The following is a 25,150-nucleotide window of genomic DNA, read 5'->3' as shown; positions in this document are numbered from 1 at the left end:
GAAGAATTGTGTGAAAATATATGCAGGCTGGAATGGAAATAAAAGTATTAGAAATGTTGTAAAGAGAAGGGATATAACGGAGTTGCTAAAAAGAAAAAACATGCACAAAAAAATGTGCATGTCACATGTAAAATTATTCTGCCTCTGGTGCTCTAACAACAGACTCGAATTTACCTTTATGCGAAGCGTCGCAATAAGGCATATTTTTTGATAAACCACAACGGCATAAAGAAAATGCCGGTTTTGCTGGGAATGCATTCCCTTGTGAGTCGACTAATTCCACGTCCCCTGTAACGCGAAAAGAGCCATTATCATTTACTTTAATTTGTACTTTTGCCAACGTTATCCCTCCTTCCCAAACGCTTAATTTCATCATATAATCAAGGGAAGTGCTTGGCAATATAAAGTGAAACTTTAATTAGTGGGGGAGGCATCCCCCACTAATTATTAGTTGAACCAATCGGGCTTTTAGGGGCAGTTAATCTCCTACCTAACTTCTTTGTTTCAGCCGAATTTTGAGGTGGGAGTTTTACTGCCCGCAAATAGCGGAGAAAAAAGAGCACTTTGTTTGAGAAAGAAGAGAGTGTTATAATAGTTTTCATAACTGACTAGAGTAAGGTGACGAGAGATGGATAAACAATTACATACATTACGAAACATTGCAAATGAGCGCACGTGGGCATCATTTTTGAATGATAATCATCCATATAGTTTGTTACATTGGTCCATTGCAGGTGTAGGGCAAGAGGCAAAGGATGTTTGGTTACTGCAAGATGAAGTAACATTTCAAACGACAGAATTCCCAACGTTAGATGATGCAATGCAATGGATTTCTGAAAATATGGAACAAGTTACAGACGTTTTAGCGCAATAAAAAACAGGCTTATGCAAGCCTGTTTTTTGTTTCTTTCACATATGTGTTTAAAAATTGATCGACGGCTGCTTCGTACTCTTCTTTATTTTCGTTATAAGAGCAAGCGTGTGCACCGTGTTCTGCAATATAAAGCTGCTTATTATTTTCTTTCGCTTCATATAACGCTTTTGTCATATCAGCTAAAATATAGTCGTCATCTTTACTATGAATAAAGAGAACGGGATTGTTAATGTTTTTTATACAGTCGATTGGTGAAACTTCACGAATTGTATAACCGTCACGAACTTTCAAAAATGCGTTTGCTAAAGGTAATAAAGGCCATTTTGGTAAATGGAATTCAACCTTTAAACGGTGCTGTAATTGTCCGTGAAAATCAGAGAAAGGACAATCTGCAATATAGAAATCAGCACCATCTTCTACAAGTCCTGCGTATTGAAGAAGTGTTGCAGCTCCCATAGATTCACCATGAATACCAAGTGTAATATTGGTGCCAAAACGGTTTTTTAGCCAGTCAACTACGGATTTTAAATCATGTTTTTCATAGTATCCATAGCTTGTTGTTTTTCCGCCAGTTTTACCATGACGACGATGATCGTAAATGAGGACGTTATATCCTCTTTTTAAGAATAAGTTTGCATATTTTACAGAGTTTATTTTATTTACAGTTACACCGTGGCAAAAAACCATAAACTTATTGGTGGAATGACCAGCAGGAATGTAATATCCGTGAAGGTCGTATCCAAATTGTGAAGGGATATGAATTTCTTCTTTATGAAGAGCATCAAAATCCTCTATACGAAAATGTTTTTTCGTTTCTCTTTCGAGTACTTCTTCCTCTGTTTTTTTCTTTAAGTACATCACTTTATTTGTAAAGAAAATCCCAAGGGCAGTTATTGCACCTAGTATAGTAAACAATGCTGCAAAAAAACGTTTCATACTTTACCTCATCCTCCAAATACCGTTACATGTGATACACTTATATTGTATCACAATGATATAAAAGGGGAGAAATAGGAAATGCTGCATATACAAAAAATTACGCCAGCGATGAAAGAAACAATCCGAATGTTCATGTGTGAGAACTGGGGAAGTTCATTGATGGTTTCACGTGGTAAGGGACATCAGTTAGAAGAGTTGCCAGGATTTGTTGCGCTCTCAGATGACAGAATAATCGGAATTATAACGTATGAAGTGACCAGAAATATGTGCGAAATTGTATCGCTAGATAGCTTTGAAGAAAGAAAAGGAATAGGGACGAAACTTGTGGATTGTGTATTACAAGTTGCAGAAGAAGAACGGTGCAGACAGGTTTGGCTTATTACAACTAATGATAATATGAATGCGTTACGATTTTACCAAAAACGTAATTTTGTAATGACTAATTTATATGTGAATGCGGTAGAGGAGGCACGAAAAATAAAGAAAGAAATTCCACGTATGGGATATGATAATATCCCAATTTTACATGAAATTCAGTTGGAGTATCGTTTAGTGAAATGATGTAACAATTTTCAGAAATATGAGTTATTAATCTTGACGGATAGTTTAATTTAGGTTACCGTAAAATTGTAATCTATTACCATATTAAGGGGTGACGATGTGGCAACTATACGTGATGTTGCAAAATTGGCAGGTGTTTCAGTCGCAACCGTTTCACGAGTTATTAATGAAAAAGGATACGTTCATGAGGACACAGTAAAACAAGTAAAGGAAGCAATTGAAGAATTACGTTATAGGCCAAACAGTGCAGCGAAGCCACTATTTAAAGAGGATTCAACGATAATTGCATTACTTGTAGATAATTTATGTAACCAATCAAACATCACTTTGCTACATTGTATTGAGGAAATAGCATATAAAGAAGGTTATCAAATCATTATTTGTAATATAGAGAATAAAGATAGATACATACATATGCTGAAGCAAAATAACATTGCAGGTGTTATTTTGACAAGAGCAGTTTTTAAAAGTGTAGGAAAAATTCCATTTCCGTTTGTTGTGATCGATGAGCAACAATCACATGGAAATTATTATGAAAGTGGACAGAGAGCTGTTTCTTTATTAAAAGAGAAAGGGTGTCACTTTCTTGCATATTTCGGTGAGGGAGAAGAAAGTGAAGAAATGGAAGATCATATAGCAGGGTTTTTAGACGCTGTTTGGGATGAAGGAATCTCTTATCGAGAAGAATGTGTACAAGAGTATACAAATAAACAATTTATTACATTATTGCAAAACAATCCGTATGTAGATGGAATTGTAGCCTCAAGTGATCAGATTGCTATTGAGTTAATTCGGTCAGCGAGATTTCTAAATATACATATACCAGATAAATTAAAAATTGTTGGACCGAATGGGAGTATAGAGTGTGAATGGATAGGTTCATCACTACCGACAATTGAAAACTATGTCAGAGATAATGGAAAAGTAGCTTTTCAACAATTAAAAGGAAAAATAAAAAAGTAAAAGGTGCGTTTTATACGCACCTTTTTATAATGTAATTGCGGCAATAAAGCCAAATATAAGTAACGGTATATTGTAATGTAGAAAAGTGGGTACACATGTATCCCATATATGATGGTGCTGACCATCAGCATTTAAACCGGATGTTGGTCCAAGGGTACTATCCGATGCTGGAGATCCTGCGTCACCTAGCGCTCCGGCTGTACCGATAATTGCAATTGTGGCCATTGGACTAAATCCAAGCTGAATGCAAAGAGGTACAAAAATGGTTGTTAAGATAGGGATGGTTGAAAAGGATGAACCAATTCCCATCGTAACGAGAAGTCCAATAACGAGCATAAGAAATGCAGCGAGTGGTTTGTTATTTCCGATTAGATGTGCACTCGTTTGCACTAGAGATTCAACATGTCCTGTTTTTCGAAGAACAGCGCCGAATCCAGCGGCAGCAATCATAACAAAGCCAATGAAGGACATCATACGCATTCCGCTTGTTAATATCGCATCTGCTTCTTTAAGTGGTAGACTGCCACTAACTGATAAGACGATAATACCTGCTAAAGCACCGAAAATCATTGATTCGGTTGTTAATTGAACAGTTAATGTAGCAATAATAGATAATAACCCGAAAGTAATGCTACGTTTTGTATAGGGAACGATTTCATTTTCGGTAGTATGAATTTGTTCTGTTTCATACGTACGAGGTTTTCGGTACGTAATGAATACCGCTACACATAATCCAATAATCATACCAATTGCTGGAATAGTCATTGCTTTTGGAATAAGTGTGACATCAAATGTAAGGCCGCTTTGCGCAGCGTTGGTTTGTAATACGTCATGATAAATTTTTCCGAATCCTGCAGGGATCCACATATAAGGAGTAATCAATCCAAATGTAATAATACATGTGACAAGTCTGCGATCCACTTTCAGCTCAGTTAATACTTTTAAAAGTGCTGGAATTAAGATGGGGATGAAAGCAATGTGAACAGGAATCACATTTTGTGAGAAACAAGCCATCATTAAAATAATGAATAAAATAAGTACCTTAGAATAAACTTGTTTTTTCGTGTCTTGTTCATTGCCAATCCATTTTAATGCAGTTTGAATCATAGCATCTGGAAGTCCTGTTTTGGAAAGGGAAATAGCGAAACCACCAAGCATTGCATAACTTAAAGCGATTGGAGCACTGTTTCCAAGACCAGTTGTAAAAGTGTTAATCGTTTCTGAAATACCGAGTCCGCCGATAAGTCCGCCTGTTAAAGCTCCAACAATGATGGCGACAATGACCTGGACACGTAACAAACTAAGCAATAGCATAATTGCTACTGCGACGAGTACAGCGTTCATAATAAATGTAATCTCCCTAAATTTTTATTCTGTTAAGACAAGTACATATGAAACATTTTGCTATGTTTATACATACTTGCGACATATTATTATAAAATGTTTTCTATGAAATGTAAAAGAGCCTTTTGTTACTAATGCTGAAAAGCTAGCTCTTGTTTAATTGATTGCAAAGAATTGGCGAATAATTCTGGTTCTTCTAGATCAGGAGAATGTGCTGAGTTTGGGAACCAAATCATCTTTTTTATAGGCGCTTCAATAATATCGCAATATTCCTGAACGAGTGCATAAGGAGTTTGATAATCATAGCGACCAGAACAAAAATAAACTGGAATAGATAAACTTGAGATAGAAGAAAAGAAATCGATTGTCAGCATTTCTTCCCATAAAACGCCAGATTTTAAATTTCCTGCGAGAAACTTGAACCAATCTAATAGCGTGTACTCAGGAGAAAAGAAACCTTTTCGTATGAAAGAAAAGGAAGATCCATTTTGGATTGCGCCTCCGAATGTGCCAAGCCACTTTCTTTGAATAATGAGACGTCTCGTATCTAAAAATGGTGGCTTTCCTAATTTTAAAAGGGAAGCTAATGCTTTTTTATGATTATGTTTTTTTGCAGAACGAATTAAATGTTGATATAGCAATTCTTCATTTTGTTTCATATGTACAATTTGCCCAATACCGATGTAAGCCTCAATATACTTTGGATATTGATGTGCTATGTTAAGCCCAATAATACTTCCCCAAGAATGACCAGCGAGAAATAGTTTTTGTTTGTTGAACCTTTTAAGTACATATTGAATCACTTCTTTTGCATCGGAAACGAATTGTTCGATTGTGAAATTTGCTCCGAAATCTTTCATTGAAAAGGATTTACCAGCCCCGCGCTGATCCCAATTAATAACAATAAATTGCTTCTCTAATTCTTTTTGAAAATGGCGAATAAATCCGATTTGTGCCATCCCAGGTCCGCCGTGACAGCATAATAAAATAGGTTGCTCTACGTTTTGTCCACGCATAAGGAGAGTTTGTTTTCGATTATTAATCATAACGCTTTCTATCGTAGCGATACTGTTAGGAATGAGTTGTTTGTTTTCATTATAGAACTGAGGGGTGTAGCTACGAAAAAGCATATTGAAAACCTCCTTTTGTGAAATCGTATGAATCGCACAGGCTATTCATTTTGCATATACTGTTAGAAAATCATTGTAACATACCATACTAGTGTCATTTCAACACGGGAGGAGGGAAATTGTGACGATTGGAGAAATTATAGATGGTTTAAATAGACGTGAACCCATCGCTATTATAGCAAAACGTCTTGAAATAAGCCCGTATACATTATCGAAGAAATTAAGATTGATTGGATACGAATATGATGGAGAGCAGAAGAAACGTATTTTTATAGGAGATGGAGAAGAACCACGTCACTTACAACTCCAAGAAGCGACCGCCCTTCAATATGAGAAAACAGATTATCAATTGTTAATTTATGAGCAATTACAAAGCATTTATGAATTATTAAGAAAAAGAGAAGAAGTAATTGTACCAATTATGAGTAAAAGTACAGAGAAGAAGAGACGAACCTTTTCTATTAATACAGAAATATTATCACAATTGGACCTTATATCAGAATCGAAAGGAATTCAAAAATCTAAACTTGTAGAAGAGGCGTTGCACCAATTTTTACAGCAATATGAAGTTGACAAAACATCACATTTTGATAACTAAAGAAAAGGATACTATGTTCATTGGAAGAACGAGTATCCTTTTTATGATGTATATTACGTATAAAATAGAGGATCAGTATAAATCCTTTATGGCGTGAAAAATGAAATTTATTATTAGAGAAACACTTAATTTACTTTTTGAATTCTTCCATCAATAACTGGCTGAATTGGTTCTTTTAATTGTTTTACGTAATCGACTAACGCTTCAAAGTCGTTTGGACCAGTTTCTGCATTTTTACCATTTTTAAATGATACGAATCCGTCACCGCCAGAAGCTAAGAAGGCATTTGCAACTACGCTATACATTTTAGATGGAGATAATTCTTCTCCGTTTGTTAAACGTATATTTGTAACTTTTTCACCGTTTGGTTTATTTGCATCCCACGTATATTGAATACCTGAAATTTGAAGCATTCTTGTTGTTCCTTTTTGCCATTGCTGATTTAAAATATCGCGAATGTCTTGACCTGTTAAATCTACTTTAATTAATTGATTTCCAAAAGGTTGAATGCCGTATAACTCACCCCACGTAATATCACCAGCATCTAAGTCATTACGAATGCCACCAGGATTCATGAGGGCGATTTGAGTTTGCATCGTTTGACGCTGAGCATCGGCAACTAAATTTCCAAGAGTGGACTCACCAGCATCATTTTGTTTACGGTCGATAGGTGCTGTAGATTTTCCGACTACTTCATTTACAAGTGGTGCAATTTTTTCTTTATATTGATCTAGTTTTTTCTTTACTTGTTTATCAGGTTCTACACCTTCATGATACGTTGTAACAACTTCAGCTTTTTTCTTTACAATATCCTTTGTTTTACGATCAATTGTTACATCCACGTCTGAGAAAGCCGTTCCGTATGAATTTGCTTGGACAATTAGTTTATTATTTACTGTACCATTTACATACGTATGACTATGTCCACCGAAAATAACATCAACTTCTGGGTCTGTTTCATTTGCAATTCGAGTAAGATCGCCATTTGTTACCCCAGACTCATCGGTTGTTCCACCGACATGAGCAAGAACGACGATAGATTTAACGCCGAGACGTTTTAATTGTTGTGTTGATTTATTAATTGCTTCTACTTCATCAGTAATTTGTACATTGTTAAGCATCGTAGGCATAACGACATTTGGTGTATCAGTTGTAACAACCCCAATGAATCCTACAGGAACACCATCTACCATTTTTACAGTAAACGGTGGTAAAAATAAGCGGCCAGTTGATTTGTTGTAGAAGTTAGCAGCTACATAGGGGAAGTTAGCCCCTTTGAAATTCCCTGTTTTTTCATGATATCCACCGTAAATGAGGCGTTGCATTTCATCAATACCTTCATCAAATTCATGGTTTCCGATTGTACCGACATCAAATTTTAAGTCATTTAAAAATTCAATTGTCGGTTCATCTTGTAATAATGCTGAAACTGGTGGACTAGCTCCGACGATATCACCAGCATGTACGAGAAGTGTATTAGGGTTTTGTTTTTTACGTTCTTTTAAATAAGTAGCTAAGTAATCAGCGCCACCAGCTTCTTTATTATTGATTTTTTTAACAGTATCTAGTTGTCCATGGAAATCATTAATACCAAGCATTTGTACGTCTATGTAGCGGTTTTGTTCAGTTGGATTCTGAGATGGGGGAGCGGCAAATACGCTTGAAAAAGTAATGGTGCTTAAAACAGCAACGGCAGGAATAATTTTTTTCCACATAATATAATTCTCCTTTTTTTATAATCTGACATCATACGACATAATTTTAATAGATTCATAGGATTATAGCTACATAAAAATTTAGTCTTTTCGAAAAATTAACATATTTACAAAAAGTGAATAATAGAGTGAAGACCTTTTTTTATTGTCGATTTCATCGTGTATCTACTATAATGGAGAAAAAAGTAAAAGGTGAGTAGCATGAAGAAAAAGAAACAAAGACAAATACAAAGACAATCACAAGTGAATCAACCGAAGAAAGAAACACTTACATTAGGCGATCAATTAAATGATTCACTCATGCAACAATTAAAGAGTAAGAAGAAAGAGTTGCAAGTGAGGGAAGAGGAAAAAGAGGCAGCTGAACTGGAAAGAAAGCGCCAAGAACAAAAAGAACGTGAAAAGAATAAATCATTTGAAGAACTGCTAAGTGAAAGTAACCTTACTTGGAAAGACTTTAAATAATAAAAAATGATCAGTGGTATTTCACTGATCATTTTTTGACGAGCTTGTAAGAAAAGGGGAGTTAGAATGAGAAAAATTATCGTTGTTCCACATGAAAACCATTGGAGTGAAAAATTTCAAATGGAGGCTGAAAGATTAAAAACAGCGATGCCAGAAACGGTGAAAATTCATCATATTGGAAGTACGTCAGTGCCTGGACTAGCAGCTAAACCTATTATTGATATGATCATGGAAGTAGAAAATATCGAAAGAGTAGATGGGTGGAATGAACGATTTATAGAGCTTGGTTACATCGTAAAAGGGGAAAATGGTATTTCAAGACGCCGATATTTTATTCATGGAACTGAAGAAAAACGTTCGTATCATTTACACGTGTTTGAAAAAGGAAATCCAGAGATTGTAAGGCATTTAGCGTTTCGTGATTATATGATGGCTCATTGTGAAGAAGCAGAGGCATATGCAACCTTAAAGAGAGAATTAGCCGAAAAGTATACATATGATGGCACGTTATATACGGAAGGGAAAAATGAGTTTGTGCGCAATGTGGATGAAAAAGCGAAAGAATGGAGAGAAAATAACTTAAATGAATGAGTTCACGTTATTTTTTAGCTATATAAAAGTGTTATGTAAACTGTACGTATGTTTTGACTTTTGGGATGAATCTTGTTGAAATAAAGTTGTGGCTTATAAAAAATGTAACAATGAAAGGGAGACGACTGTGCATATTCCAACAACTACACTTCATAATGGCGTGAAAATGCCGATGATTGGTCTAGGCGTATATAAAGCGAAAGAAGGAGACGAAGTAAAGCAAGCAGTAAAAACAGCGTTAGAAGTTGGATACCGTTCGATTGATACAGCAACTGTATATGAAAATGAAAGCGGTGTCGGAGAGGCGATACGTGAATCAGGAATTCCAAGAGAAGATATATTTATAACAACAAAAGTATGGAACGACGATCAAGGATATGAGGAGACACTCGAGGCGTTTGAAAAGAGTTTGAAAAAATTACAAATGGACTATGTAGATTTATATTTAATACATTGGCCGGTAAGAGGGAAGTATGTTGATACGTACCGAGCTTTGGAGAAATTGTATGAAGAAGGTAAAGTGCGCGCGATTGGTGTTTCTAATTTTCATAAACATCATTTAGAACTATTATTACCAAATTGCAAAGTGAAGCCGATGGTAAACCAAGTGGAACTTCATCCGATGTTGACGCAATTTGAGTTGCGCAATTATTGTCAAGATGAGCAAATTCAAATGGAAGCATGGAGTCCGTTAATGAGGGGCGGAGAAGTATTCCAGCATCCAATCATTCAGGCTATTGCTAACAAATATGAAAAAACACCTGCACAAGTTATATTAAGGTGGGATATTCAAAGCGGAATTGTTACAATTCCTAAATCTGTTACACCATCTCGTATTGAAGAAAACTTTACTATTTTTGATTTTGCACTAACTGAAGAAGAGATACGTCAAATTAACACGTTGAATCGTGATTTACATGTAGGAACGAATCCTGATAAATATGATACGTTATAAAAAAGACTGTCTCCTAATACTGGAGACAGTCTTCTGTTTATCGGTAATTCGATATTTTTAACGATGCAAAGCATATGTGTCATATTTAACAATCTTTTGAAGTTGTATATATTCTTCTTTCGTTAAAGGTAACTGTTGGCTAGCTCGTATATTTTCCTGTAATTGTTGAAGCGAGCTTGCACCGGGTATAACAGCTGCAACAGTCTTACTATGTAAGCAATATTGAATAGCTGTTCCTGTTAAAGAGCGTTCTCCAATCGTTTCTTTTACACTCGCTAGAGTTGTATGTAATTCATCGTAAGAATAAGAGAGATAATCCTTTTCCTTTACTCTTTCTATTTTTTTTGCATTGTTGTCAGTTAAAATTCCTTTTGCAAGTGGTCCGCGGGCAATGACGCTAATTTGGTGTTCATTCAGAAGGGGGAACCATTCTTCTGGACGACGATTTAAAAGGCTATATTCCATTAGTACACTAACGATGTTTGAGCGTTTTGCATACTCACGAACGACATTTGGGCGTATAGAAGAAATACCGTAATGGCGAATAATACCTTCCTTTTTCAATTCTTCAAAAGCTTCAATTGTTTCATCTATTGGATCTTCAGTCGTTCCGCCATGAAGTTGGTAAAGATCAATATAATCAGTTTGAAGTCTACGTAAACTTTCCTTTACTTCAGTTTTTATGTAAGCTTTAGAAGGATCCCAAGACCAGCCATTTTTTTCTTCTGTCCAACGATTTCCAACTTTCGTTGTAAGAACAATTTGGTCTCTTCTTCCCTTCAAGGCTTTTCCAACAAATTCTTCATTTAATCCGTAATCATATAAATCTGCTGTATCAAAAAAATTAATTCCTAAATCGATTGCTTCATCGATAATACGCATAGCTTCTGTTTCAGATGTACCGAGAGACATACAGCCAAGGCCCATTTCTGTAACAAACAAATCTGAGTTTCCTAATTGACGTTTTTTCATAGGTCAACCTCCTTACCTTTATTGTACGAGAGGGAAAAGAGGTTGACAAACGTTTACTTTTCGTTTCGCATTAACTGCCCGTAAAAGCATGATTAATGTTTCACTTTATTTGCTGTAATCCACTCTTGTACAGTTGTATACTCTTTGCTATATTGCTTTAGCTTATGGCGAATTTGCCATGCTTTTCCGACTAAAGTGACGCGATTTGGTAAAATATAAACTTTCATTTCTATCACGCTCCTTTCAATGTGGTAAAATGTATGAGGAAAGAATAGGAAATAGAACAGGGAGATGAAGTAGTATGAGTAATCTTGCAGAGAGAACAGTAAAAACTGAGCCGATTTTTGATGGTAGAGTTATAAAAGTTCGTGTTGATGATGTAGTATTACCAAATGGAGCAATGAGTAAACGTGAAATTGTAAATCACCCTGGTGCAGTTGCTATTATTGCTATTACTGATGAGGGGAAAATTGTGCTTGTTGAGCAGTATCGTAAAGCGCTTGAAAAGGCGATTATAGAAATTCCAGCTGGTAAGTTAGAACCTGGTGAAAAACCTGAGGTAACAGCAGTTCGTGAATTAGAAGAGGAAACAGGATATGTATGTGAAAATATGGAGCTCATTACTTCTTTTTATACATCTCCAGGATTCGCAGATGAAATTTTATATGTATATAAAGCGACAGGTTTGACAAAAAAAGAAAATAAAGCTGAGTTAGATGAAGATGAGTTTGTGGAATTAATGGAAGTATCGTTAGAAGAAGCGATTACTCTTATGAAAGATCTTCGTATTCATGATGCGAAGACGATGTTTGCAGTACAATATTTACAACTACAAAAATAAACACTCGCCAAAGGCGAGTGTTTTTTAATTGATTTTTGCATATACACGTGCATCACGTAAGCTACCATCTGGTGCTAGGAAATCATTTTCCATTGTACCTTCTAGAATGAATTCTAGACGTTCTGCTAAGCTACATGCATTTATATTTGTTGCATCAGTACGAATTTCAATTCTTCTAGCGCCTAGTTTATCAAAGGCGAACTGAATTGCACCTTTAACAGCTTCGGTCATATAGCCTTGTTTTGTATAGGCACTATGTAGCCAGAAGTGAAGTGAAAACTTTGGAATATCCCAGTTTTCAGGCTTTAGTGTAATTGCTCCGATGAATGTACCAGATACTTTATCGTATAAGTGAAAATCAAGTGTTTCACGAAGTAAAAACTGTCCGTGAGCTTCGCGAACAATTTCTTCAGCACTCTCTTCTGTTTCAGCGTTAATTGGTATCCACGGTACTAAGTCTTCTAGAGAAGCTTGGATTGCTTCATATACTTCTGCACCATCACCTGGAAATGGTTTACGAACTTGCAAGCGTTCAGTTTGAAATAATGTTGGAAAATCTAATAATAATGGTTTCAAGAGAAATCCCTCCTATTCTCTACTTTTTAGTTTAGCAAAGTAGAGCGGAATTTCAATGTTAATTCGTCATACTTTTTTCTTTCTTTCATACATTTTTAATAAGAGTGTGAACGGAGGGAAGAAAAATGTGGCGAAAAAATTGGCAAGACCGTGTAATGTCTCACATACAGGAAAACTCTTCATTATATATATTTAACGCCGTTTTATTATTGATGGGAGTAATATTCGGAGCTATTCTGGTGAATAGTTTACAAATCAATCAAAAACAAGATTTATCATTTTACTTACAACGTTTTTTTGGACAAGTCTCTAAAGGAGAATTTGCCATTGCGGGCGAAATGTTTCGAGAAAGTTACTTTTCGCAATTAAAATACATCGGATTTATTTGGATTTTAGGGATTTCAATTATTGGATTACCACTTATTTTTATTTTATTATTTGTAAAAGGAGTTGTCGTTGGATTTACAGTTGGTTTTTTAGTAAGTCAGCATGGATGGAATGGACTATTATTAGCATTTGTATCTGTTTTGCCACAAAATTTAATTATCATTCCAGTCTTTCTCGTTATGACAACTATTGCTGCAAGTTTTTCTTTACGGATGATTAGGCATCAATTTATTAGAAAAATAACCGAGCCACTATTACCATTATTAATCCGTTATACATGCTTCTTTCTCGTAATTGGAGTGGTGTTAGCACTTGCTTCTAGTGTGGAGGCTTACGCATCACCAGTTTTAATGAAAGAAGTCGTTGAGGCTATTAATAAAAAATAAATACTTTTTGAGAATAATTATCAATTTGTTTTTATTGTTTTTTTCTTTTGACAGAAGCCCTTCTTCTGATATAATGGTGTAAGAGTGGCGAGGAGGGAGTAGTACCGAATGGAAGAAAGAATTGAACGAATTAAGAAGCAATTACATGCAGCGAGCTACAAATTAACACCGCAACGTGAAGCAACAGTTCGTGTGCTGCTAGAAAATGAAGAAGATCATTTAAGCGCAGAAGATGTTTACCTCCTTGTAAAAGAAAAGTCGCCAGAGATCGGATTAGCAACCGTCTATCGAACTTTAGAACTATTATCTGAGTTAAAAGTTGTCGATAAGATTAACTTCGGAGACGGTGTTTCACGCTATGACTTACGCCAAGAAGGTGCGCAGCGTTTCCACCATCATTTGATTTGTACACAATGTGGTGCTGTACAAGAAATACAAGAAGATTTACTTGGTGAAGTGGAAAGGAAAGTAGAACGAGACTGGAGCTTTAAGGTGAAAGATCATCGTTTAACATTCCATGGGATTTGTAAAAATTGTCAAGAAAATGAAACGGATGAAAAATAACCTTTTCCTATTTATCTAGGAAGAGGTTTTTTATTTGAATAAGGTATAAATTGGTGAAAGCTTGGCATATGTTGTAATAACTTATATTTTGGAGGAATTTACAATGCGCCGAGCTTTAAAATTAACTTTTGATGGAATAAAAGTATTTTTATTATTTACAAGTTGTACGATTTTGTTTTATTTCGCTATACTATGGATAAATGAAGAATATGAAAGCTATCATCGTTATGAAAAACCTAAAGAAGAGACTGTAGAAAAAGTATCAGGGAATGAAGAACCGGCAAAGGATGCTTTCGTAAATAGAATGATGTTTTTCTATGAAAATGGGGAGTAGTGTAGAGTGGAAGATCAATTAAAAGATTTTATTCATTATATGGTTGTCGAAAAAGGATTAGCAAAGAATACAGTAGTATCTTATGAACGGGATTTAAAAAGCTACGTAAAGTATTTGCAAAATGTGGAACAGACGAAAACTTTTCATGAAGTGACCCGTTTACATATTGTTAATTTTTTGCAGTATTTAAAAGAGAACGGAAAATCTTCGAAAACATTAGCGCGTCATATCGCATCAATTCGTTCGTTCCACCAATTTTTACTTCGTGAACGAGCGGTAGAACACGATCCATCCGTACATATTGAAACGCCACAAGGGGAACGGAAATTACCAAAAGTATTATCAGTTGATGAAGTAGAGGCGTTACTTCAAACACCAAAAATGACAAGTGCTTTTGGAATTCGTGATAAGGCGATGCTAGAGTTACTGTATGCGACAGGACTTCGTGTTTCAGAATTGATTGCACTCAATTTAGAAGATGTACATTTAACGATGGGATTTGTTCGTTGCATAGGGAAAGGGAATAAAGAAAGAATTATTCCACTAGGAAGTTTAGCAACGGAAGCGATTCAAAAGTATATTGAAAAAGGAAGAAGAGAATTAATGGGGAAAAAAGTAGTAGATGCACTCTTTTTAAACCATCATGGTAATCGTTTATCAAGACAAGGATTTTGGAAAATATTAAAACGATTAGCGAAAGAAGCAAATATTGAAAAAGAGCTTACACCTCATACGTTGCGTCACTCGTTTGCTACGCACTTATTAGAAAATGGAGCAGATTTACGTGCTGTACAAGAAATGCTTGGACATGCAGATATTTCAACGACTCAAATCTATACGCACGTTTCAAAAACTAGATTAAAAGATGTATATAAACAGTTTCATCCGAGAGCATAGTTACTATGCTCTTTTTTCATAGATTAAGAGGGGAAGACCGCTTCACAGAAACTTCACAAACATTTCGTATATTGTTTTCAGCAGAAGACTGGAATATTACAATGTATTTCCTCTATACTAAATAAAGTATAAAGGAGGAAATGATGATGAAAAAACTGATTATAACTTTATTTATCGCGATGCTAGCGTTGGCTGGCTGTAATACAAACAAAGAAGAACCGAAAAAAGAACAGAAACTTGAAGCTGTAAAAGTAGCAGTACAAACAAATCCGAAAGAAATTAAACCAGGTGAAAAAACAGAAGTACAAGCACTTGTTACACAAGGGAAAGAAAAAGTAACGGATGCCGATGATGTAAAGTTTGAAATTTGGAAAGATGGCGACGAAAAACACGAGATGTTAGATGGTAAGCATAAAGGAAAAGGTGTTTATGCAGTAGAGAAAACATTCGAAACGGATGGAGTATACCATATTATCGCTCACACAAATGCACGTGAAATGCACGTTATGCCAGAAGTAAAAGTTGCTGTAGGAAATGCGAAAGTAGAAGATGCGAAAAAAGAAAATAGTGACCACAGTGCAGGACATGGAGATCATAAAAGTGACACAATGATCCATCTTATGGCTGGAGACATAAAGGCAAATGCTGAATCTACAATGAAAGTTCATTTAAAGCAAAAAGAAGAAGCATTAACTGGTGCTGAAGTACAACTAGAGATTTGGAAAGATGGTGTTGAAAAACACGAATTTATTCCAGCGAAAGAAGGAAATAAAGGAGAGTATGAAACGAAACATACTTTCAAAGAGAACGGTGCTTACAAAGTGAAAGTACATGTAAGAAAAGGCGAATTGCATGAACATAAAGAAGAAACAATAGAAGTAAAATAAAAAGTAGCTCTTTAGAGCTACTTTTTATTTTTAATATGAAGAAATAAATCATAAAAAAATTAGCACTTCGTTGCAGAATGGATTACAATAGAAGTGTGAAGAAAATGAGAAATTCTACGAAAATGTATTAAAAAGAAAGCGTAAACATGTTATGATATCAGTATCAGATGTCTGACATCTGACTTAGAAAAAACTAGAAATGTTTTTGAATCGTTTCAAGTAAACGAAATAGGTTAGAAAATGATTTAAAGAAGTACTGTTTGACAATGAGAATTTTTTTTGATAACAGTTTCACTTTATAGCGTTTTGAACATACTACAAGAAGTAGAACTGAACTTATAGGAGGTCGCAGTTATGAATAAATATAAACGTATATTCCTAGTCGTAATGGACTCTGTGGGAATCGGTGAAGCACCAGATGCTGAGCAATTTGGTGATTTAGGATCTGACACAATTGGTCACATTGCTGAACATATGAATGGGTTACAAATGCCTAACATGGTGAAATTAGGTCTTGGTAACATTCGAGAAATGAAAGGTATCTCTAAAGTAGAGAAACCACTTGGATATTACACAAAAATGCAAGAGAAATCTACTGGTAAAGATACAATGACAGGTCACTGGGAAATCATGGGCCTTTACATTGATACACCATTCCAAGTGTTCCCGGAAGGATTCCCGAAAGAATTACTTGATGAATTAGAAGAAAAAACAGGCCGTAAAATTATCGGTAATAAGCCAGCTTCTGGAACTGAGATTCTTGATGAACTTGGTCAAGAGCAAATGGAAACAGGCTCTTTAATCGTTTATACTTCTGCTGATAGCGTATTGCAAATTGCAGCACACGAAGAAGTAGTGCCACTTGATGAGTTATATAAAATCTGTAAAATTGCACGTGAATTAACATTAGATGAGAAATACATGGTAGGTCGTGTTATTGCTCGTCCATTCGTTGGTGAACCTGGAAACTTTACACGTACCCCAAACCGTCATGACTATGCATTAAAACCATTCGGCCGTACAGTAATGAATGAATTAAAAGATAGTGACTACGATGTAATTGCTATCGGTAAAATCTCTGATATTTATGATGGTGAAGGGGTAACTGAATCACTTCGTACGAAGTCTAACATGGATGGAATGGATAAGCTTGTAGATACATTAAATATGGACTTTACAGGTCTTAGCTTCTTAAACTTAGTTGACTTTGATGCATTATTCGGCCACCGCCGTGATCCACAAGGATACGGAGAAGCTCTGCAAGAATATGATGCACGTCTTCCAGAAGTATTCGCAAAACTAAAAGAAGATGATCTATTATTAATTACAGCAGACCACGGTAATGATCCAATTCACCCTGGTACTGACCATACACGTGAATATGTACCATTATTGGCATATAGCCCAAGCATGAAAGAAGGCGGACAAGAATTACCACTTCGTCAAACATTTGCTGATATTGGTGCAACAGTAGCAGAAAACTTCGGTGTGAAAATGCCAGAATACGGAACAAGCTTCTTAAACGAGCTAAAGAAATAGGGGGATAAACAAATGAATCGTGAACTTATTACAAAATCAGCTTCATACTTAAAAGAGAAATTTCAAGAGACACCACAAGTAGGACTAATCCTTGGATCAGGACTAGGTGTATTAGCAGACGAAATTGAGAACGCAGTAACAGTACCTTACAGTGAAATCCCTGAATTCCCAGTATCAACTGTAGAAGGCCATGCAGGTCAACTAGTATTTGGTACACTTCAAGGTGTAACAGTAGTAGCAATGCAAGGACGTTTCCACTTCTATGAAGGATACGACATGCAAAAAGTAACATTCCCAGTTCGTGTTATGAAAGAACTAGGTGTAGAAACAGTAGTTGTAACAAACGCAGCTGGTGGTGTAAATACATCATTTGAGCCAGGCGATCTTATGTTAATTTCAGACCACATTAACTTCATGGGTACGAATCCATTAATCGGACCAAATGATTCTGAAATGGGCGTACGTTTCCCTGATATGTCTACATCATATACAGTAGAACTTCGCGAAATGGCGAAACAAGTTGCAGCAGACTTAAATATTAAAGTACAAGAAGGTGTATACGTAGGAATGACAGGTCCTGTATATGAAACACCTGCTGAAATTCGTATGCTTCGTACACTTGGCGGAGATGCAGTTGGTATGTCAACAGTACCTGAAGTAATTGTAGCGCGTCATGCTGGTATGAAAGTGTTAGGTATTTCTTGTATTTCAAATATGGCAGCTGGTATTTTAGATCAACCACTTCACCACGATGAAGTAATTGAAACGACAGAACGTGTTAAAGCTAACTTCTTAGCATTAGTAAAAGCAATCGTAAAACAAATGAAGGGGTGACTTCACAATGAGAATGGTGGACCTAATTGCAAAAAAACGTGACGGACATGCATTAACGACAGAAGAAATTAACTTTATTGTTGAAGGATATACGAATGGTGATATTCCTGATTATCAAGTAAGTTCACTTGCAATGGCAATTTTCTTCCAAGATATGAACGATCAAGAGCGTGCCGATTTAACGATGGCAATGGTAAATAGCGGTGATACAATCGACTTATCAGCTATTGAAGGTGTAAAAGTAGATAAGCATTCAACAGGTGGTGTTGGTGATACAACGACACTTGTATTAGGTCCATTAGTAGCCGCTTTAGATGTACCAGTAGCGAAAATGTCTGGACGCGGTTTAGGACATACTGGTGGTACAATTGATAAATTAGAAGCAGTTCCAGGATTCCATGTGGAAATTGAAAACGATGAATTCATGCGTCTTGTAAATGAAAACAAAATCGCTGTTATCGGTCAAAGTGGTAACTTAACACCTGCTGATAAAAAGCTATATGCACTTCGTGATGTGACAGCAACAGTAAACTCAATTCCGCTTATTGCAAGTTCGATTATGAGTAAAAAAATTGCTGCTGGTGCAGATGCAATTGTTCTTGATGTAAAAACTGGAGCAGGTGCATTTATGAAAACGGATGAAGATGCAAAACGTTTAGCAGAAGCAATGGTACGCATCGGTAATAACGTTGGTCGTAACACGATGGCAGTTATTTCTGATATGAGTCAACCACTCGGTGAAGCTATCGGTAACGCATTAGAAGTTCAAGAAGCAATTGATACATTACAAGGTAAAGGGCCGAAAGATTTAGAAGAGCTATGTTTAACACTTGGAAGTCAAATGGTGTACCTTGCTGGACAAGCTTCATCTTTAGAAGATGCACGTGAAAAGCTAATTGAAGTAATGAACAACGGAAAAGCGCTAGAATCATTTAAAACGTTCTTATCAGCGCAAGGCGGCGACGCATCTGTTGTTGATGACCCTTCTAAATTGCCACAAGCACAATTTAAAATTGAAGTGGAAGCGAAAGAAGACGGATATGTATCAGAAATCGTTGCAGACGAAATCGGAACAGCAGCAATGCTTTTAGGAGCAGGACGTGCAACGAAAGAGTCTGAAATTGATTTAGCAGTTGGTCTAATGCTGCGCAAAAAAGTAGGCGATAGCGTGAAGCAAGGTGAATCTCTCGTTACAATTTACGCAAACCGCGAAAATGTTGAAGATGTAAAAGCGAAAATTTATGAGAACATGAAGATCTCTAAAGAACACGTAGATGCACCAACTTTAGTACACGGTATCGTAACGAAGTAATAAAAAAAGCTGAGGAGATTTCTCCTTGGCTTTTTTTACTATTTTTTGTTTATAATAATAATGGGTGAAATTATGATTAGAATTTGTGCAGTAACAAAAACAGATGAAGTATTATATGATGTTTCTCTAGAAGAAACAAAGAAAGACCATATTGTATGGTATTGGCTAGATTTATATAAGCCAACGAAAGAAGAGTATACATATATTCTGCAAGACCATTTTAAGTTCCATCCCCTTGCAATTGAAGACTGTATAGAATATGTACAGAGGCCAAAAGTTGATTTTTATGATGGATATAACTTTTTAGTACTTCATGCATTTGGGGAAGATGGACTAGAACCGCACGAAATCGATTTATTTATTAGTGATCGTTATATTGTTTCTTTCCACTTTTCTCATAACAATGCAATCGAAAGAGTATGGAAAACACTTGGAGAAAAGAAGCGCATTAAAAATAGTCCTTTACACGTAGCTCATACAATTATCGACCAAATTGTAGATGACTATTTTGCGCCTGTATATTACATTGAGGATCATTTAAATGCAATTGATGATAATTTAACGGGGGAGACAGCAGGAAGTGTATTAGAAGAGGTATTTGATATACGTACAGATTTATCAAAGCTAAGGCGTACAATCATTCCGATGCGTGATTTATTATATCGTATTTTAAATTCGACTCGTTTTTACGGTATAAGCGATCATGAAATTTACTTTAAAGATATACATGATCATTTGCTTAAACTAACAGAAATGATTGAGGCAAGCCGAGAGTTAACAGCAGATATTCGGGATAGTTATTTTTCATTAAACTCACATCATATGAATAATATTATGAAAACATTAACTGTATTCTCGACTATTTTCATGCCATTAACATTTATTGCGGGAGTATATGGAATGAACTTTACGCATATGCCAGAGCTTGGTGGACAATATAGTTATTTTATTTGTCTACTTATCATGGCACTAATTGGCGGCGGAATGATGGCCTGGTTTTATAAAAAAGGATGGTTTAAGTAAAAAAACACCGAGGATTTCCTCGGTGTTTTTTTTAACCAATAGCATGTAATACAAACATAGCTAAGAATAAGCATGTAATGATATACATAGATGGTGCGACTTCTTTACGCTTTCCAAGAGCAACTTTTAAGATAGGGTAAGCAATAAATCCGAACGCAATGCCATCAGCGATACTATATGTGAGCGGGATCATAACGATAATTAAGAATGCTGGAAATCCTTCTGAAAAGTCATTCAGAGGAATTTGTTGAATGCTTGTAATCATCAGACCGCCAATAATAATTAAGATTGGTGCAATGGCACTATCAGGAATTAATTTGACAAATGGAAGAGCAAACAGTGATGCAAAGAATAGCAACCCAGTAACGATAGACGTCAGACCTGTCTTGCCACCTGCAGTAATACCTGCGGCACTTTCTACTGTTGAAACGGTAGGACTTGTGCCAAATAGACCACATGTCATTGCTGAAATTGCATTGGCTTGGTAAGCACGTGGGAATTTACGATCATCTTCTAATAAACCGTGCAGAAGTCCCATGTTCTCAAAGATAAGCACCATGCTTAAAGAGAATGTTGCAATCCAAAATGGTAAGGAAGAAAGTTTCCCAAATGACATAGCTCCAAACACATCACCGTAATTAGCGAATGAGAATGAACTACTTCCCACTTGACTCGTATCCACAAGACCAAATAGCCAGGCGATACCAGTTCCTATTGCAATCGTCCATAAAAAGTTTCCACGTACGTTACGAATAAATAATACAAGTGCAATGATAAGAGTAAGTAATGTCGCAAGAACGACAGGATTACTTAATTTCCCCATCGCCACAGCAGTATTTGGGTTCGAAACGACTAAACCACCTTTTTGCAATCCGATAAACGCTAAAAATAATCCGATGCCGACAGTAATCGCTTCCTTTAATGACTTTGGAATTGATACTGATAGCACGCGAGCGATTGGTGTAAAAGCGGCAATTGCAAAAATAATACCAGAGATAAAGACAGCAGCCAATGCTTCTTGCCAAGTTAGTCCAAGCGTATGCACAGCTGTGTACGTGAAGAATGCATTTACACCCATACCCGGGACAAGAATAGCAGGTGCATTTGCCCAAAATGCCATGAGTAGACATCCGACAAATGAACTAAAAACAGTTGCTAAAATTCCAGCTTCAAGAGGAATGCCAGCATCTGATAAGATTGACGCATTTACAATCATAATATATACGATTGTGAAAAATGACGTAACTCCAGCTAATACTTCTTGTTTTGGTGATGTTTCGTGTAAACCTAATTTAAATGTTCTTTCAAGTATTCCTTTCATGTTAAACCTTCTTTTTCATATCCCTCTCCCACCCGTGATATCTCTTTTGTAAGAGCTCACCGTCCTTTATTATATCAGAACATCATGTTTTTACAACAAGTAAAATGATAACGTTTACTTGTAAAGAGAATTCGTTATAAATACGTAAAAATAGCCCGTATGGATGAAATGATTTCTAATTCACCCGATTGAATGGGCGGGGCTGCTTGCGCATGTAAAGTAGCATAAGACGTAACCTCCCGTGGTAATTGGGCAGATTCTTCAACGAATGAGAGGGGAACAGGATTAATATTTAAATTATATGTACTCGCAATAGCACGAGCTTTTTCTACTGCTTGGTGCAGAGCTTGAATGAGAGCTTGCTCATAATATTTATTTGGATGAGATACTCGGAAACGTAAACCTTTTGCTACATTTGCGCCATTTGAAACGGCTATATCATATACTTCCCCAGCTTTTTGTACATTTAAAACGGTAATTTCATACAAATGCTCCACGCGGTATCCTTGTAGCAATGCTTTATCATTTACATATTCGTATTGAGGAGTGATCGTATAAGAAATCGTTTCTATATCTTTATCGGCAATTCCAAGCTGTTTAAGTGCATCCAGCAACTGTTTGGATTGCACTGCATTTTCTTCTTGAGCCTGTTTTACATTTTTATCATCTGTTCGAATGCCAAGCGTTAATATAACAACATTCGGTTTTGCTTTAACGACGCCTTCGCCTTGTACAGTAATAGTAGCTTCTTTACCAGTATTAGCTGTGCGTACGTTGTGTAAATAAGGATTCATTCCACCCTGCATTTTCCATCACCATCCTTTTTATATGTATATGTGTGAACAAAAAAGAAATTTATATGAAAAAAGTTACATAAATGAGAATGTTGAGGAAAGAAAGCATGTACAACATAGGTATTTATAGATTATAATATGTGTAAATATGATAAAAAAGGGACGAGGCTATTGAACGAAAAAAGAGAAACGCTGATTTTAGATTTATCTGCATCATTTCGAAAAATGATACGTTTATTACAAAATGATATTAATACACGTTTTGCAGAACATATGCCATATAATGAATTTTCTGTATTACGTGCGTTATTTTTAAAGAGTCCACAGATGGCTTCGCAAATTGCGAGTGAAGTAAACGTAACCTCCAGTCATATTACAGCTGTTACAGATCGTCTCGTACGAAAAGGATTAGTAGAAAGAAAACGTTCTAATTCAGATCGTCGAATCGTGTATTTAGAAATTACAGAGCACGGAAGAGAAGTAACTGAAAAACTTGAAGCTGTGCGTAAAGAATATTATAAAGAGAGATTTAAAGGTTGGAGCGACCAAGAAATAGAAATGGTCTTAGAACTATTTGGCCGCGTATTATAATAAATGAGGATAGGAAGCGAAAGCATTCCTATCCTTTTTCTTTTGAATAAAAATATTTTGAAACTCCGATACTTTAATTAAAAGATCGGAGGAAAGATTATGAAATATATTGCTGCACTTACCATTTTATTTGGTGGTTTTTTCTATTTTCAAACATTTACGTACGCAGATACGCCTATCCAAGTGGTGCGAAAAGAAGTGAAGTACATTGAAACCGATAATACAGTCTTATATTCGAAATTATGGGTTCGTTCTATGCAAAACGCAGTATTATTCCATCATAGCGATAATATTCGTAATCAGGACACATTACGTAATGTAACAAGTTCATCGCTTGTTAAAGAGAAACAACTATCTTTTCAGAAAGCGGCCCTCTATATACCGAGATTATCGCAATACGTATCAAAAACAGGAAAAGAAAACATTCAAGTGTACTACATTGCGATTCACTATAATGTGAAAAAAGAAAATGCATATCAACTAGATGGCATGAACTATTTTCTACAAGTATTTGTGAAAGAGCGTGGGGAATGGAAAATTGCTGAAAGTGTAGTTGCACCGACAGAGCAAATTGTGCAAAATGGTGATGGATTTGGGATGAAAGAAGAGATGGTGTATGGGGATAGGAGAGAGAATGTGAAATAACCTCCTTTAAAAGGAGGTTATTTCACACGCCAAGAAAATTTGAATTTTAATAAGCGAGATAATAGTAGGTAGACTATCGTACTGGTCCCTATAAAACCAATATAATAATTTACGATAGAATGACTTCCGCCCGCTGCCATTCCTCCAAACATTCCAATAAAGGTTACACAACATATCATACATAGTGTTTTAAGCTTCGGATATAATAGAAAGTTTCCGTTTTGTTCATTAGGTGATCTTGTATATAAGTACATTCCTAAAGGTAATAGAATAAGTATATTTACGATTGGACCGATAAGTTTTGTTGCTGAAGGAATATACGTAAAATTAGGTTCATCATGACGTACGCCTTGTTGATCAGTATAAGCACGTTGAGGATCGTAATTAAAATTAATATTGAATCCGCGAACTGGCGCTAAAATACTCACTTTTTCTATTACTGAACCGTAACGATCTACATTTTCCTCCGTATAGACGGGATGATTGGAAATAAGTCCAACCGTATGAATAGAAATAGCCCCGGCAATTAGAGTCGGCAAAATAAAAGGGAATCCAAGTATAGCAACACTGAAAAATCCTTGTGAAATCATATTACCAGCAATTGTTCCTATGCATAATGCAAGTGTATATATAGCAATTAAGATAATAACCATGTATAAGAAGTAAGTATGAAATGGTGAAAATATTTGATACTTATTATGAAAGGTTGTCTTTTTCATAATAGCAAAAAGTCCCCAATTTAGTATAACGATAGCTACAATATTACACACACCAAAAAGCCATTTCGTTATGAAGAGATGTGTTCGTTTAAATGGCATAGACCATAAAATGTCACTTGATTGATTTTGACGTTCCCATCCAATAAGAATACAGGCTAATATAATAAGGAGTCCTCCTTGAACCATAATAGCATCGGGAAGTGAAAGTTGATAATTATATCGGTATATATATTTCCATTCATTATGTTCATGAAAATATTTTAATTGCTCGGCAGCTGCTAAATAGTATTTATATGATAGTACATAAAAACTTACTAACCAAAATAGCCAAACAATATATTTACTTTGTTTGTAGGTATGCACCCATAATGCTTTTTGAAACATAGGATCTCT

Annotated in this window: 30 protein-coding genes; 19 read left to right on the top strand and 11 right to left on the bottom strand. The window is 35.7% G+C overall.

Annotated features, from left to right (window positions below):
* Positions 1–133: 133 nt before the first annotated feature.
* Entirely contained in the window at positions 134–340 is a 207-nt protein-coding gene (locus tag ACQGSG_RS02115; RefSeq protein ID WP_001151579.1) for a CDGSH iron-sulfur domain-containing protein, read from the bottom strand.
* Between the two features lie 288 nt (positions 341–628).
* On the opposite strand from ACQGSG_RS02115, the gene ACQGSG_RS02110 reads away from it, so the two are divergent.
* Positions 629–874, top strand: a complete 246-nt coding sequence (locus tag ACQGSG_RS02110; protein WP_000360793.1) for a DUF2552 family protein — start codon at positions 629–631, stop codon at positions 872–874.
* A gap of 9 nt (positions 875–883) precedes the next feature.
* Here the strand turns inward: ACQGSG_RS02110 and ACQGSG_RS02105 are convergent, their stop codons facing one another.
* On the bottom strand, positions 884–1,810 hold the full coding sequence (locus tag ACQGSG_RS02105) for an alpha/beta hydrolase (protein ID WP_000819234.1): 927 nt from the start codon (positions 1,808–1,810) through the stop codon (positions 884–886).
* Between the two features lie 81 nt (positions 1,811–1,891).
* On the opposite strand from ACQGSG_RS02105, the gene ACQGSG_RS02100 reads away from it, so the two are divergent.
* Positions 1,892–2,374 (top strand): GNAT family N-acetyltransferase, encoded by a 483-nt coding sequence (locus ACQGSG_RS02100; protein ID WP_098395696.1) that lies wholly within the window; start codon positions 1,892–1,894, stop codon positions 2,372–2,374.
* Positions 2,375–2,473: 99 nt separating this feature from the next.
* Positions 2,474–3,337, top strand: a complete 864-nt coding sequence (locus ACQGSG_RS02095) for a LacI family DNA-binding transcriptional regulator (protein WP_325842498.1) — start codon at positions 2,474–2,476, stop codon at positions 3,335–3,337.
* Between the two features lie 24 nt (positions 3,338–3,361).
* Here the strand turns inward: ACQGSG_RS02095 and ACQGSG_RS02090 are convergent, their stop codons facing one another.
* Together ACQGSG_RS02090 and ACQGSG_RS02085 are read right to left on the bottom strand one after the other, a co-directional pair.
* A complete protein-coding gene (locus ACQGSG_RS02090; RefSeq protein WP_087948572.1) occupies positions 3,362–4,681 on the bottom strand; it encodes a Na+/H+ antiporter family protein in 1,320 nt (439 codons plus the stop codon).
* Between the two features lie 131 nt (positions 4,682–4,812).
* Complete coding sequence (locus tag ACQGSG_RS02085) at positions 4,813–5,811, bottom strand: alpha/beta fold hydrolase (RefSeq protein ID WP_000898975.1); 999 nt, start codon at positions 5,809–5,811, stop codon at positions 4,813–4,815.
* A 121-nt stretch (positions 5,812–5,932) separates the two neighbouring features.
* On the opposite strand from ACQGSG_RS02085, the gene ACQGSG_RS02080 reads away from it, so the two are divergent.
* Positions 5,933–6,409: a ribbon-helix-helix domain-containing protein gene (locus tag ACQGSG_RS02080; protein WP_325842497.1), complete on the top strand. Its 477-nt coding sequence runs from the start codon at positions 5,933–5,935 to the stop codon at positions 6,407–6,409.
* A 125-nt stretch (positions 6,410–6,534) separates the two neighbouring features.
* Here ACQGSG_RS02080 and ACQGSG_RS02075 read toward each other — a convergent pair whose 3' ends face one another.
* Positions 6,535–8,124, bottom strand: a complete 1,590-nt coding sequence (locus tag ACQGSG_RS02075; protein WP_000265560.1) for a bifunctional metallophosphatase/5'-nucleotidase — start codon at positions 8,122–8,124, stop codon at positions 6,535–6,537.
* A gap of 201 nt (positions 8,125–8,325) precedes the next feature.
* Between ACQGSG_RS02075 and ACQGSG_RS02070 the strand changes: the two genes are divergently transcribed.
* The 3 genes from ACQGSG_RS02070 (at position 8,326) to ACQGSG_RS02060 (ending at position 10,135) form a co-directional block, all read left to right on the top strand.
* The gene (locus ACQGSG_RS02070) at positions 8,326–8,589 is read left to right on the top strand and encodes a YqkE family protein (RefSeq protein WP_000727548.1); all 264 of its coding nucleotides are present in this window, start codon (positions 8,326–8,328) and stop codon (positions 8,587–8,589) included.
* A gap of 66 nt (positions 8,590–8,655) precedes the next feature.
* Positions 8,656–9,180 (top strand): GrpB family protein, encoded by a 525-nt coding sequence (locus ACQGSG_RS02065; RefSeq protein ID WP_001226445.1) that lies wholly within the window; start codon positions 8,656–8,658, stop codon positions 9,178–9,180.
* Positions 9,181–9,307: 127 nt separating this feature from the next.
* Entirely contained in the window at positions 9,308–10,135 is an 828-nt protein-coding gene (locus tag ACQGSG_RS02060; RefSeq protein ID WP_000547991.1) for an aldo/keto reductase, read from the top strand.
* Positions 10,136–10,192: 57 nt separating this feature from the next.
* Here the strand turns inward: ACQGSG_RS02060 and ACQGSG_RS02055 are convergent, their stop codons facing one another.
* On the bottom strand, positions 10,193–11,107 hold the full coding sequence (locus tag ACQGSG_RS02055) for an aldo/keto reductase (RefSeq protein ID WP_000747227.1): 915 nt from the start codon (positions 11,105–11,107) through the stop codon (positions 10,193–10,195).
* A gap of 92 nt (positions 11,108–11,199) precedes the next feature.
* Positions 11,200–11,334: a Z-ring formation inhibitor MciZ gene (gene mciZ, locus ACQGSG_RS02050; RefSeq protein WP_000870302.1), complete on the bottom strand. Its 135-nt coding sequence runs from the start codon at positions 11,332–11,334 to the stop codon at positions 11,200–11,202.
* 74 nt (positions 11,335–11,408) lie between these two features.
* Here mciZ and ACQGSG_RS02045 point away from each other — a divergent pair, with 74 nt between their 5' ends.
* Positions 11,409–11,948: an NUDIX hydrolase gene (locus ACQGSG_RS02045; RefSeq protein WP_000067041.1), complete on the top strand. Its 540-nt coding sequence runs from the start codon at positions 11,409–11,411 to the stop codon at positions 11,946–11,948.
* A gap of 24 nt (positions 11,949–11,972) precedes the next feature.
* On the opposite strand, the gene ACQGSG_RS02040 is transcribed toward ACQGSG_RS02045, so the two are convergent.
* Complete coding sequence (locus ACQGSG_RS02040) at positions 11,973–12,524, bottom strand: GNAT family N-acetyltransferase (protein WP_000803479.1); 552 nt, start codon at positions 12,522–12,524, stop codon at positions 11,973–11,975.
* A 155-nt stretch (positions 12,525–12,679) separates the two neighbouring features.
* On the opposite strand from ACQGSG_RS02040, the gene spoIIM reads away from it, so the two are divergent.
* The 9 genes from spoIIM (at position 12,680) to corA (ending at position 20,687) form a co-directional block, all read left to right on the top strand.
* Positions 12,680–13,297 (top strand): stage II sporulation protein M, encoded by a 618-nt coding sequence (spoIIM, locus tag ACQGSG_RS02035; RefSeq protein ID WP_013142149.1) that lies wholly within the window; start codon positions 12,680–12,682, stop codon positions 13,295–13,297.
* A gap of 108 nt (positions 13,298–13,405) precedes the next feature.
* Complete coding sequence (locus tag ACQGSG_RS02030) at positions 13,406–13,861, top strand: Fur family transcriptional regulator (protein WP_000392657.1); 456 nt, start codon at positions 13,406–13,408, stop codon at positions 13,859–13,861.
* 103 nt (positions 13,862–13,964) lie between these two features.
* Positions 13,965–14,195 carry a YqzK family protein gene (locus ACQGSG_RS02025; RefSeq protein ID WP_001250432.1) on the top strand — a complete coding sequence of 77 codons (231 nt, stop codon included), beginning with the start codon at positions 13,965–13,967 and terminating at the stop codon, positions 14,193–14,195.
* A 6-nt stretch (positions 14,196–14,201) separates the two neighbouring features.
* Complete coding sequence (xerD, locus tag ACQGSG_RS02020) at positions 14,202–15,092, top strand: site-specific tyrosine recombinase XerD (protein WP_000390088.1); 891 nt, start codon at positions 14,202–14,204, stop codon at positions 15,090–15,092.
* Between the two features lie 146 nt (positions 15,093–15,238).
* Positions 15,239–15,979 (top strand): FixH family protein, encoded by a 741-nt coding sequence (locus ACQGSG_RS02015; protein WP_000733456.1) that lies wholly within the window; start codon positions 15,239–15,241, stop codon positions 15,977–15,979.
* 354 nt (positions 15,980–16,333) lie between these two features.
* Positions 16,334–17,518: a phosphopentomutase gene (gene deoB, locus ACQGSG_RS02010; protein ID WP_001046079.1), complete on the top strand. Its 1,185-nt coding sequence runs from the start codon at positions 16,334–16,336 to the stop codon at positions 17,516–17,518.
* A gap of 12 nt (positions 17,519–17,530) precedes the next feature.
* On the top strand, positions 17,531–18,352 hold the full coding sequence (locus ACQGSG_RS02005; protein ID WP_001078446.1) for a purine-nucleoside phosphorylase: 822 nt from the start codon (positions 17,531–17,533) through the stop codon (positions 18,350–18,352).
* 7 nt (positions 18,353–18,359) lie between these two features.
* Positions 18,360–19,664, top strand: coding sequence for a pyrimidine-nucleoside phosphorylase (locus tag ACQGSG_RS02000; protein WP_001243069.1), 1,305 nt, complete (start codon positions 18,360–18,362; stop codon positions 19,662–19,664).
* 60 nt (positions 19,665–19,724) lie between these two features.
* Positions 19,725–20,687, top strand: a complete 963-nt coding sequence (gene corA, locus ACQGSG_RS01995) for a magnesium/cobalt transporter CorA (protein ID WP_002005674.1) — start codon at positions 19,725–19,727, stop codon at positions 20,685–20,687.
* Positions 20,688–20,718: 31 nt separating this feature from the next.
* Here corA and ACQGSG_RS01990 read toward each other — a convergent pair whose 3' ends face one another.
* Positions 20,719–22,008 (bottom strand): NCS2 family permease, encoded by a 1,290-nt coding sequence (locus ACQGSG_RS01990; protein WP_000676242.1) that lies wholly within the window; start codon positions 22,006–22,008, stop codon positions 20,719–20,721.
* A gap of 134 nt (positions 22,009–22,142) precedes the next feature.
* Positions 22,143–22,814, bottom strand: coding sequence for an SIMPL domain-containing protein (locus tag ACQGSG_RS01985; protein WP_001161448.1), 672 nt, complete (start codon positions 22,812–22,814; stop codon positions 22,143–22,145).
* 159 nt (positions 22,815–22,973) lie between these two features.
* Here ACQGSG_RS01985 and ACQGSG_RS01980 point away from each other — a divergent pair, with 159 nt between their 5' ends.
* Positions 22,974–23,393 carry a MarR family winged helix-turn-helix transcriptional regulator gene (locus tag ACQGSG_RS01980; RefSeq protein WP_001003305.1) on the top strand — a complete coding sequence of 140 codons (420 nt, stop codon included), beginning with the start codon at positions 22,974–22,976 and terminating at the stop codon, positions 23,391–23,393.
* Positions 23,394–23,492: 99 nt separating this feature from the next.
* Positions 23,493–24,038, top strand: coding sequence for a hypothetical protein (locus tag ACQGSG_RS01975; protein WP_325842496.1), 546 nt, complete (start codon positions 23,493–23,495; stop codon positions 24,036–24,038).
* Positions 24,039–24,055: 17 nt separating this feature from the next.
* Here ACQGSG_RS01975 and ACQGSG_RS01970 read toward each other — a convergent pair whose 3' ends face one another.
* Complete coding sequence (locus ACQGSG_RS01970; RefSeq protein WP_000486561.1) at positions 24,056–25,141, bottom strand: hypothetical protein; 1,086 nt, start codon at positions 25,139–25,141, stop codon at positions 24,056–24,058.
* Between the last annotated feature and the right edge of the window lie 9 nt (positions 25,142–25,150).

This window comes from Bacillus sp. GMa5/1, from assembly GCF_050172015.1.
Taxonomy (GTDB): Bacteria; Bacillota; Bacilli; order Bacillales; family Bacillaceae_G; genus Bacillus_A; species Bacillus_A cereus.
Note: the sequence above shows the minus strand (reverse complement) of the source record. Positions and strands in the feature narration are given on the sequence as shown.

Excerpts from the sequence above, each read along its gene's own strand:
- ACQGSG_RS02015 (WP_000733456.1), top strand. The coding sequence starts at position 15,239 with ATGAAAAAACTGATTATAACTTTATTTATCGCGATGCTAGCGTTGGCT.
- ACQGSG_RS02025 (WP_001250432.1), top strand. The coding sequence starts at position 13,965 with ATGCGCCGAGCTTTAAAATTAACTTTTGATGGAATAAAAGTATTTTTA.
- ACQGSG_RS02085 (WP_000898975.1), bottom strand. The coding sequence starts at position 5,811 with ATGCTTTTTCGTAGCTACACCCCTCAGTTCTATAATGAAAACAAACAA.
- spoIIM (WP_013142149.1), top strand. The coding sequence starts at position 12,680 with ATGTCTCACATACAGGAAAACTCTTCATTATATATATTTAACGCCGTT.
- mciZ (WP_000870302.1), bottom strand. The coding sequence starts at position 11,334 with ATGAAAGTTTATATTTTACCAAATCGCGTCACTTTAGTCGGAAAAGCA.
- corA (WP_002005674.1), top strand. The coding sequence starts at position 19,725 with ATGGGTGAAATTATGATTAGAATTTGTGCAGTAACAAAAACAGATGAA.
- ACQGSG_RS02100 (WP_098395696.1), top strand. The coding sequence starts at position 1,892 with ATGCTGCATATACAAAAAATTACGCCAGCGATGAAAGAAACAATCCGA.
- deoB (WP_001046079.1), top strand. The coding sequence starts at position 16,334 with ATGAATAAATATAAACGTATATTCCTAGTCGTAATGGACTCTGTGGGA.
- ACQGSG_RS02070 (WP_000727548.1), top strand. The coding sequence starts at position 8,326 with ATGAAGAAAAAGAAACAAAGACAAATACAAAGACAATCACAAGTGAAT.
- ACQGSG_RS02075 (WP_000265560.1), bottom strand. The coding sequence starts at position 8,124 with ATGTGGAAAAAAATTATTCCTGCCGTTGCTGTTTTAAGCACCATTACT.
- ACQGSG_RS01970 (WP_000486561.1), bottom strand. The coding sequence starts at position 25,141 with ATGTTTCAAAAAGCATTATGGGTGCATACCTACAAACAAAGTAAATAT.
- ACQGSG_RS02030 (WP_000392657.1), top strand. The coding sequence starts at position 13,406 with ATGGAAGAAAGAATTGAACGAATTAAGAAGCAATTACATGCAGCGAGC.
- ACQGSG_RS02055 (WP_000747227.1), bottom strand. The coding sequence starts at position 11,107 with ATGAAAAAACGTCAATTAGGAAACTCAGATTTGTTTGTTACAGAAATG.
- ACQGSG_RS01985 (WP_001161448.1), bottom strand. The coding sequence starts at position 22,814 with ATGCAGGGTGGAATGAATCCTTATTTACACAACGTACGCACAGCTAAT.
- ACQGSG_RS02065 (WP_001226445.1), top strand. The coding sequence starts at position 8,656 with ATGAGAAAAATTATCGTTGTTCCACATGAAAACCATTGGAGTGAAAAA.
- ACQGSG_RS01975 (WP_325842496.1), top strand. The coding sequence starts at position 23,493 with ATGAAATATATTGCTGCACTTACCATTTTATTTGGTGGTTTTTTCTAT.
- ACQGSG_RS02045 (WP_000067041.1), top strand. The coding sequence starts at position 11,409 with ATGAGTAATCTTGCAGAGAGAACAGTAAAAACTGAGCCGATTTTTGAT.
- ACQGSG_RS02005 (WP_001078446.1), top strand. The coding sequence starts at position 17,531 with ATGAATCGTGAACTTATTACAAAATCAGCTTCATACTTAAAAGAGAAA.
- ACQGSG_RS02090 (WP_087948572.1), bottom strand. The coding sequence starts at position 4,681 with ATGAACGCTGTACTCGTCGCAGTAGCAATTATGCTATTGCTTAGTTTG.
- ACQGSG_RS02105 (WP_000819234.1), bottom strand. The coding sequence starts at position 1,810 with ATGAAACGTTTTTTTGCAGCATTGTTTACTATACTAGGTGCAATAACT.
- ACQGSG_RS02110 (WP_000360793.1), top strand. The coding sequence starts at position 629 with ATGGATAAACAATTACATACATTACGAAACATTGCAAATGAGCGCACG.
- ACQGSG_RS01990 (WP_000676242.1), bottom strand. The coding sequence starts at position 22,008 with ATGAAAGGAATACTTGAAAGAACATTTAAATTAGGTTTACACGAAACA.
- ACQGSG_RS02000 (WP_001243069.1), top strand. The coding sequence starts at position 18,360 with ATGAGAATGGTGGACCTAATTGCAAAAAAACGTGACGGACATGCATTA.